Source organism: Burkholderia sp. BCC1988 (assembly GCF_905339895.1).
Lineage (GTDB): Bacteria > Pseudomonadota > Gammaproteobacteria > Burkholderiales > Burkholderiaceae > Burkholderia.
In genome coordinates, this window is the sequence record NZ_CAJPHA010000095.1 from 1 (window position 1) to 293 (window position 293).

At 64.8% G+C, this 293-nt stretch carries 1 protein-coding gene; it reads left to right on the forward strand.

The genetic code is table 11. The features are described from left to right. Positions 1–293, forward strand: a 293-nt coding sequence (locus U4012_RS35715; protein WP_415750432.1) for an NAD(P)/FAD-dependent oxidoreductase, incomplete at both ends; no start/stop codon positions are given.

A 293-nucleotide genomic window follows, 5' to 3' on the forward strand; every position in this document is an offset into this window, starting at 1 on the left:
TGCTCGAGAAGGGCTCCGAGATCGGCGCGCACATCCTGTCGGGCGCGGTGATGGACCCGCGCGCGATCACCGAGCTGTTTCCCGACTGGAAGGAACAGGGTGCGCCGTTGAACGTCGAGGTGACCGAAGATCGCTTCCTGTTCCTGTCCGAGAGCAGCGCGGTCACCACGCCCAACTGGGCGTTGCCCGACAACTTCAAGAACCACGGCAACTACGTGATTTCGCTGGGCAACGTGACCCGCTGGCTCGGCCAGCAGGCGGAAGCCCTGGGCGTCGAGATCTTCCCGGGCTTC